Source organism: Vibrio sp. B181a, from assembly GCF_030248375.1.
Lineage (GTDB): Bacteria > Pseudomonadota > Gammaproteobacteria > Enterobacterales > Vibrionaceae > Vibrio > Vibrio campbellii.
On sequence record NZ_JAHGAD010000083.1, the window covers coordinates 1 to 7418 of the forward strand.

Genomic DNA, 7418 nt, shown 5'->3' on the forward strand with positions numbered 1-7418 from the left:
TGTTGTGGCCGTGACGGTGCCGGTTCCTGCGAATGCGTCAATTACAGAAAGTTCTTTGGCGAGATTTGCAGTACCAGGGGACCCAAGTCGTAACCGAATGGAAACGGACATCGACATGAACAATTTTGGTCTGCAGAACGTGCAGGTCATTAATGGTCAAGCGGGTAACTTTAATACGGGTAAATTCACGTCGTCACTGCATTCACAAGGTACGGCACAAGTCGATGGCAACGCTTCTTTCGGGTCCTCAGTAAGTGTGGCGGAAACCGTTACGGCGAAGCGCGTAGCGGCAGATGAACTGTCAGGAACCGTCGTGAACGGTGAGAGTGCTTCATTTAATGGGTTGACTGTTGAAGGTGGTGCTGCAGTGAATGGTTTGCTGCAAGTAAATTCATTGCAGTCAGCATCTACGATTAATGGTGCAGAGGTCAATGCGACGAAAAGCATCACGACGCCATTGATGGTGGCTACGAGGGTAGACGCTACCGAAGTGTTAGCAGATAGCGCGGTGATTCGCGGAGGGTTAACTGCAGAGACAGGTTCATTTAATGAATTGGGAGTTAGTACGCTAACGGCCTCTTTAGCAAACATAAACGGTCCACTTACCGTGAGTGGGAGTTCTGATTTTGTTGGTGATGCGGTTTTCCGTAATAACGTACTTATCCATGGTGGTTTAGAGGTCATCAGTGTAGCAACGGTTGGTGAAATCAAAGAAGGCGGTCAATTCCTGAAAGATCGCTATCTTGGAATTGATGCGACCGCTAAGAATGCGGATAAGTTAGGTGGTATTGCGGCGTCAGTTTATGCGCGTAAAGATCAAGCGAACACATGGAGCCAAGCACAGACCTTTAGCAATAGAGTGAATGCAAACGGCGAAATTTATGCGAACGGTAAGCGTGTCGTAGATGCAGCAGGGAAATTGTATTACCAAGGTGCAGACATTGACTCTCGTTATCTTGGCATCAATGCGACAGCGAAAAATGCCGACAAATTAGGGAATGTGGCGGCTTCTGTTTATGCGCGTAAGGACCAAGCAAACACTTGGAGCCAAGCGCAGACGTTTAGCAATCGTATTAATGCGAATGGTCAAATCTATGCGAATGGCAAACGTGTTGTAGATAGCGCAGGTAAACTGTATTACCAAGGGGCAGATATTGATTCTCGTTATCTTGGTATCAATGCAAAAGCGAAAGACGCTTATAAATCCGATTACGCGACGAAAGCAGGAAGCGCGGATTACGCTACAAACGCAGGTAAATTGGCGAACATCGATGCCAGTCGTTTTGCGCGTCGTGATGCGGTAAATACCTTTACTTCGACCCAAACTATGAGTGGCCGTTTGAATGCCAATAGAGAAGTCTATGCGAACGGTAAGCGAGTTATTGGTACTGATGGGACGTTGTATTACCGTGGCGATAATCTAGATAATCGTTACTTGGGTAAAACAGCGAAGGCGGTGAGCGCTGGAACTGCAGATTACGCGACAAATGCAGGTAAGTTAGGTGGCGTGTCGGCAGGTTACTTTGCGCGTAAAGACGTTGTAAATGTGTGGGATGCTAATCAGACATTTAATCGAGGTATTAATGTGCTTTCTACTGCATCGTTAAGCTCTTTAGCCGTCAGTGGAAATTCAACGTTTAATGGTTCAGCGACGTTCAATGGTTCGGTAGCCATGAAGCGTGGGGTTAACGTTAGCGGAGGCAATGTACAAGTACACTCATCTAATGACGTTCGTGTTGGGTCTATCTCGATGAAGCAAATGTATCAAGATATTCAGGACCTTAAAAATGCAAGTGGCGGCGGCGGTGGCGGTGGTTGGACAACAATTTATGATGGACCAGGGACCAACTACGTGAATATAACTGCTGACTTTACAAAGTGGAGAGTAACATATACTTATTCCCAAGGAAGTGGAACATCTAGTGGTGAGGCTTCGTATGGTTCACCTATTGGGGCAACTGTATCTCAACGTTGCGGGTTTGCTTCGGCACAAGTTACTGTTGGACATAGTTTGGTTCGGGGGGCAAATACTTTCCCAAGTCAAGGCCGCAAAACCGAAACAGTACCAGGGGAGCGTCATGATTGGAGCTGCACGGCCAAAATTACAAACTTTAAAGTTAAGAAGCTAGAAATATTTCGATAACGAATAAAAGAAAAGCCCATAAACTGGGCTTTTTTTATACTTGCTGAATTGGAAATGCCGTTACGGGAAGGTTTTTCGTTAGAAAGGTATCTAGTTCACGGTGAGCACTTATTACCGAATGGCCGTTATCACGTAACTCACAATAGAGGTTATCCAAGTGGATTAGGTGATCGTCGTAGTAAACGCTTTTCGGATATAGAGAAAGTGTTGCCATAAACTCTTTCAATTCACACCCTACTCCAAAATGTCGCTCCAGCTTGAAAGTATGAGTAACTTTAGTCTCAAAGATAGGAACGGAAGAAACGATAACTTCTCCATAACCTGCTTTCCTATCGGTAGTGATAAATCCAAAATAAACAGGCATTGGCATCGATGAAACGATGGCAGATAGCTTTTTAATTGTGTTTTGCATGAGGTCTTTCATGGTTGTTCCTTACTGCAACGGCAGTGTAATTAAATTCATCCTTACTATGAATAATTGATGTGGAAATAGGTAGTAAAATCCCCGCTTAAATCCGTAAAAGTAGTGCGTAAATGCGAGACTGTTTCTATGAGTTGGTAATATCTGGAGTAGAAAGGCAAAGGTAAACTGGAGAACACGATGAACTTGTACGAGCGTATTGCCCAAAGTCAGTTAGATAATTGGGAGTTGCCATCGGATGATTTAAGAGTCGATTTAAAGAAGGGCCTTGTATCGTTCGGTGGTGAATTACGAAATGCAACGGTGATTCGTTGTGCTCAACTTGCGGCTTATCGAGGTCAGATCAAAGAAAGTAAATTGAAAAACGATATTGATCGTTTAAAGAAAGAAGGTGCGTGTTGGCATCTGCAAGTATCAGAAGAAGGTCTACCTCTAGTGTTAGTATCTGGAGTTGAGCACAATGATGCAGTCTATGTTCGCACTGCGAACGAAATTCAAAAAATCGTGGATCAATGTCGCGAATCAATAGAACTTACAGTTAAAGAGGTTCATAGCGCTACTAAGGGCTATCGCAATGTAACTATGCTGAAGGTCAAGAAGACTAAAAACTTTGAGGTTAGATTCTTAAAAGAGCTTGATGAAGCTTGTTGCGTGAAAGACTGGGACGATGACGTTTTCGACTCTTTAGTTGAAAGCATGGCTGCGGGGCAGCGAGGCATGTTTAGCTTAAAAGTGCATGTAATAGACTTGCGATCTAACGTCCTAATTGGAGAAGTCCAACAAGGGGGATGCCAATTAGAGTTAGATGGTAAAGCATTGACCGGTACAAACATCATAGAACGTGCTCTTCTTCATCGTGCTATTGCAATGGCAAGAATGGAAGGTAGTCATTATCTCCACGCTTAACTATAAAGCGGCATTGGAGATGGAAATTTTGGTGGTCTTTGGAATACTAAACGGGAAATTGAAATGTAACTGTTGTTATAAAGGATCACCAAATGAAATTATTACATGTAACGCAAATTGGACTAAACAGAGGCCGTAAGAGAATTTGGTTAGAATTTGACTATTTAGAGATGGCAGGTTTTAAACCAGGTCAATTTTTGCGAGTTCAAACCAATGCCGAATGCATTGAAATTGAAGTAGTAAATAGTGAATCGGATAGCAATAAAAAGGTCTCTCGTCGCGGGGAAAAACCTTTGATTGAAATACCGGAAAAGCTCATACACTTTGCCGAACACATCAAGAAGTTAAGGTTAGCATTTACCCCTAATAAGTTAAAAATTACGCCTCACCATAGTTATGCCCGTACTGCTAGTCGTGTTGAGCGTTTAGCAAATAAGGTGCGACGTGGTGAAACACTTGATTTAATGACACTGTTTAGCGGGGGGGAAGTTTTTGGCAGTGCAGCTCATGAAGGTTTGGAATCAGCTTCTATACCATCTAGGATTGCTGTATGCGTTGAAAAAGAAACGAAGTTTCTCAAGTCATCATTAGCGAATAATCAGCATTTGTTCGATAGTGAGAGCGTATTAATAAACGCAAAAATTGAGGATTTGGATCTTAACGCGTTAGGCAAGCCAATTGATGCTGCGATAGTCTCGATTCCATGCACCGGAGCTTCAATTGCTGGGCGTACAAAAAACAAGCTGAAGAGTGCGGAACAACACGAAGGCGTTGGACATTTATTTCACTATACCCTCAACTGGTTAGCTAAAGTAAATACACCGTTGATCATGTTTGAATGCGTACCTCAGTATCGGAACACTGCATCAATGGAAGTCATTCGGGGTGTGCTGTGTGACGATGGTTATACGCTAGTGGAAACTGTTCAGAATGGGCAGGACTTTGGAGCCATTGAAAATCGTTCACGTATGATCGCTATAGCTTTTTCTAATGAGTTGTTAGGTTGCTTTGGTGGCTTTGCAGATGAGATAAAGAGTTATTACAGTGAAGTTAAGCAATGTGTTGGTGATATTCTAGAAGATATAGAAGTCAATTCAGCACGTTGGAAGCCATTCACGTATCTCATTGAGAAGGAAAAAAGAGACATCGAGAACGGTAAGGGTTTTAGAAGGGCAATAGCACTTAGGAACTCATCAAAGGTCCCTGTCATTGGATTTGACTATGCCAAATGTCGTTCTAATGAACCGTTTGTCCTCTTAGATGAAGCGGAATATGAAGGATTATCTCGCATATTCACAAGTAAAGAACATGCTGCTTTAAAGACGATTCCTAATCGTATTATTGCAGGATTATCCGAAACAGTCGCTCATCAGGTACTCGGCCAATCTGGTATATATACAAAGATACGTAGTGTATTTGAATGGTTGGGTAGCAACATTACCAAACCAGCACAGCGTATTTGCGCTTGGGTGACGCTGACGCTATCAGCACACTGCGAAATCGAAAAGGGTTGTTTGCATTCACGAGTGAAGGCAAACGGGAGAGACCAGAAGACCCGTTAACGAAGAAGAATTGGCGCTACTACGTTGACCATCTGCGAATGATCAAAGTAGCCCGCCGAGCACAATAGGAGATTTATCATGGAAAATAATACACAACAAAAACACCTCTACAGCGTCTGTTCCACCGACCGGATTCTCAAAGAAAGTCACAGTCAGGCTGTCATGAATGATTTTTTAAAGCAGTTCATTAATATCGATAAGATTCGCATGACCACCTATCGTGCGGGACGCGCCGTCACTGAGCTTATTATTCATTATGATCATGATAAAACCTTCCTGCTCACGATATGGGAAGGAAGCTTTAGCACACCGCCCCTTTCACTTGATGATATCCGTTTAGCTCATAAAGAGATTTCATTAACAGATATTGTGGACATTATGGTGTTTGTAACAAGACTCGCTCACCATGCACAGTTATCGCCACAGCTTTCTTCGGACTCAGACTCAGCAGAAGTTTTGGTTTTCAGCTCGTAGAACATCACCAATTGCCTTAAATCTGATATATGAAGGTTAATAATGGTATTTCCTTGTGAATTTTCTCTATTTGACGAACTTGGGTTAAGTAAGAAGACTTGAAAATATTTCACGTTTTCTGTACTCAATACTTCATCGACATAGTGCCCAAATCTTCCACAGTTCATGAGCTCTTTACTGACATACAAATTGACAGTTTTGCCATCATTTTTATCGAAGAATTGAAGCAGAAAACCACGACCGTAACGCTTTTTCAATAAAGCGCCACCATAAACAACACCCTTATATCGATTTTCAAGCCCATAACGAATGTGCGTCACATATCGGTATAGAGGGAGCTGTCCATAACCTTCAACATAAAGTTTGAGTAACCGAAATTCATCATCCAAATTACGCAGTGAATTTATTGAAGAAAGAACGTTCACCGCTTAAAGGAAAAAGATCGCTTATTAGCGATCTTTTTTTTTGATTACAAACTCGTTCGCGGTGCGAACGTTGAACGTTCGAAGAGAGTTAAATTTGATGTCGGCGGACAACTAAGATCGAAACTCAGACAATAAAGTTCGCAACTTTAACATTAAAGATTGAAACTTTTAGGGGTTAGCACTCCTCCCGCAGTAAGCACTCCTCCCGCTGTCATTACTGAGGGAACATGACGGGATAAATACCAACCGATTCTGTCATGCACTTACATTTTAGTCAGGATTGATGCTTCTCACCTTACACCTCGATATTCAGTGACTGTGATCTTTTTATCCTAAGCTCTCTGGTGTTGAGTTTTTCTTCTTTCCAGATGTTTTTAATCGTACCAATACTCACCTTGATATTGTGCTCTTTTAATTCCATCATCAGTTGCATCAATGTGAGGTGGGGGTTCTGCAATGTCAGCTCGATAATCTTGTCTTCTGCGTGCTCTGGTATGCGATTCTTACTACGTTTGAGAGGCTTATTGATCCGTTTTAACCCCATCGGCCCTTCCTCTGCCATTATTTTCTGATAGGTGTAGAGAGATTGGCGGGAGCAGCCAAGAATACGAGCCGCTTTAGTGATACTTCCCAACTGTTCAACGAGCTCTAATGCTTCTATTTTCCGCTGTACCTCTTTGCCGTATTCACTGCATTTACGAGGCTCAACGAGCTCCGTTATATCGAGTCGACGGTGACCAAAATAGGCAGAGAACTTACCATCGAACTGACACCGGATTTCTACTTGTTGGTTGACTATCGAATAACGAACGGGGGAGTCGATGACATACATCTTATTATCAAAGCTGAACGTATGGTCTCGGCGTATCTTGCGATACTCTTTCTGCACACAGATAGTGTTGAGATCTAAATCATCAGGTATACGCTTAAAAGCCGAGCGCAAGCCTGTAGGCTGAACCATGACGTTTTTTGCCCAGTAGTTTGGTATGAACTCTTCTTGTAAATACCGATTCGCATTTTCCATATCGGTGATGTTATGCAATCGAAGTTCTGGTACCAGCCTATCTTGGAAAGTATCGAAAGAGCGCTCTATCCGCCCTTTACCTTGAGGCGAATTTGCGAAGATAATTTCGATACCGAGTTCGTCACAAGCCCGCTGCATCTGCGAGAAGTTACTGCGTTTAGGCCCACCAAAGATACCCGCTCTGTCCACGTAGAGGGTTTTGAATATGCCTCGCTTTTCGATATAAGCTCGCATCACCTTCATGCAGCCTTCAGTGGTCTCTGACGGGAAGAACTGCGCATGAATATCACTAGTAGCGTCATCAATGATGGCAATCAAGCAAGACTTTTCATCACCAAACCAGCGATGAGGACTGCCATCCATTTGCAGCATTAGCCCTGGTAGCGGCATACGCTCTCGATACTTTCTGACTCGACTTCTACGGCGTTTAGAACGCTTGACGTGCCCCCTCTGGCAGGATAGT

At 43.1% G+C, this 7418-nt stretch carries 6 protein-coding genes; 4 read left to right on the forward strand and 2 right to left on the reverse strand.

Features of this window, described 5'->3' with window-relative positions:
- On the forward strand, positions 1–2143 hold a 2143-nt coding region (locus tag KIO97_RS24305), incomplete at its 5' end, for a hypothetical protein (RefSeq protein ID WP_285384186.1).
- 34 nt (positions 2144–2177) lie between these two features.
- Here KIO97_RS24305 and KIO97_RS24310 read toward each other — a convergent pair.
- The gene (locus KIO97_RS24310) at positions 2178–2567 is read right to left on the reverse strand and encodes a hypothetical protein (protein WP_285384187.1); all 390 of its coding nucleotides are present in this window, start codon (positions 2565–2567) and stop codon (positions 2178–2180) included.
- Positions 2568–2744: 177 nt separating this feature from the next.
- Here KIO97_RS24310 and KIO97_RS24315 point away from each other — a divergent pair, with 177 nt between their 5' ends.
- The 3 genes from KIO97_RS24315 to KIO97_RS24325 all read left to right on the forward strand — a co-directional run bounded on the left by KIO97_RS24315 (position 2745) and on the right by KIO97_RS24325 (position 5506).
- Positions 2745–3470 carry a hypothetical protein gene (locus tag KIO97_RS24315; protein ID WP_285384188.1) on the forward strand — a complete coding sequence of 242 codons (726 nt, stop codon included), beginning with the start codon at positions 2745–2747 and terminating at the stop codon, positions 3468–3470.
- A gap of 92 nt (positions 3471–3562) precedes the next feature.
- Entirely contained in the window at positions 3563–5032 is a 1470-nt protein-coding gene (locus tag KIO97_RS24320; RefSeq protein WP_285384189.1) for a DNA cytosine methyltransferase, read from the forward strand.
- A 78-nt stretch (positions 5033–5110) separates the two neighbouring features.
- Positions 5111–5506: a hypothetical protein gene (locus tag KIO97_RS24325; protein ID WP_285384190.1), complete on the forward strand. Its 396-nt coding sequence runs from the start codon at positions 5111–5113 to the stop codon at positions 5504–5506.
- Between the two features lie 720 nt (positions 5507–6226).
- Here the strand turns inward: KIO97_RS24325 and KIO97_RS24330 are convergent.
- The coding region (locus KIO97_RS24330) for an ISNCY family transposase (protein ID WP_285384191.1) at positions 6227–7418 on the reverse strand (1192 nt) is incomplete at its 5' end.